This is a genomic window from Streptomyces sp. NPDC054840 (assembly GCF_053611065.1).
The window spans coordinates 1-1,254 of the sequence record NZ_JBSGZP010001130.1; the positions used below are offsets into that span (position 1 = coordinate 1).

A 1,254-nucleotide genomic window follows, 5' to 3' on the forward strand; every position below is an offset into this window, starting at 1 on the left:
GCGGGTGAACAGGGGCGCGCCGGGCGGGGCCGGAGCGCCCGACGGCAGCAGTGCCAGGTCCAGACCGCGGACCAGCCGGGCCCGCAGGGTGGTGTCCGCCGCCAGCGCCTCGGCGACGCGCCGGGCCGCCTCGGGCGCCTTCGCGCCCTCGCTCAGCACGATCGCCAGGGTGCCGTCGGAGTCGGCGCCACCCGGGCCGAGGTGGGCGCGCAGCACGGCCGGCTCGGCGGAGACGGCGGCCCGTACGGCGTCCCGTACGGCGGGATCGGCCAGTGGGCCCGCGTCGGTGCGGCCCTCGGCGAGTGCGAGCAGCGCGGAGCCGGTGAGCTGGTAGGTGACGGGGCCGGCGAGGTCCAGGACGACGGTGTCGGCCTTCTCGTGCGCGGCCGCCGCCAGCGCCTGGTGCAGCGGGACGGCCACCGGCCGGGCCGCGGGGTCCCAGAGCGCGAGCGAGGCGATCGAGGTGAAGGCGGGCAGGGCCCGCCGGTCGCCCGCCCGCCGCGTCGGGACGGCCATGTCGCTGGTCTTCTCGCGCTTCAGGCCCGTCTCCGGGTCGGTCTCCACCTCGCCGAGGACGGCGACCACCGGGACGAGCAGACGGGCGCCCTTGAGCGCGGCCAGCACCTCCGGCTCCTTCGCCCGGTCCTCGGACCAGGCGGCCAGGGCCGCGGTCAGCCGGGGATCGGCGGAGCCGTCGTCGTCGGAGAAGCCCGGGTCGGGAATGTTCTTGTTCGCCATGTTCGCCACAGTTACCCGACCCTACTGTGCCGGGTACGGGTCCCGGCCGCGGCCCCGGGTGCCCCGGCGCGGGCGCCTCGCCAGTACGGCGGCCAGTACGAGCAGCACCGCGCCCGCGACGGCTGCCGCCGGGGCCCGCAGGCGGGCCCCCCGCTCGGGCGGGCGGACGGGTTCGGGGCCGGGGCCGAAGTAGGTGCTCCCGGCCGCGGCGGGCGAGGGCACCGGAGCCTCCGGGCGCACCGCGTCGGCGGCCTGGAGGGCGGCGACGGGATCGACCAGCCCGTGACCGCGGGCGTCGTCGCGGCCGCCGGCCGGGGAGGCGGAGGCGGTCGCCTCCAGCAGCTTCTTCACCTGGGCCGGCGTCAGGTCCGGGTGCGCGGCCAGGACGAGGGCCACGGCGCCGGAGACGAAGGCCGCCGCGGCGCTGGTACCCCAGCCCTCGTAGTACGAGCGGTCGGGGTCGGCGATGACCACGTCCACGCCGGGGGCGGCGACGGTCGCGTACCAGTTCCGGGT

General features: G+C 78.5%; 2 protein-coding genes. Both read right to left on the minus strand.

Annotated elements, in window-relative coordinates:
- A partial coding sequence (locus ACWGIU_RS38100) for an SseB family protein (RefSeq protein WP_453712702.1) occupies positions 1–738 on the minus strand: 738 nt, incomplete at its 3' end.
- Between the two features lie 21 nt (positions 739–759).
- Positions 760–1,254, minus strand: a 495-nt coding sequence (locus ACWGIU_RS38105) for a S8 family serine peptidase (RefSeq protein ID WP_453712704.1), incomplete at its 5' end; no start/stop codon positions are given.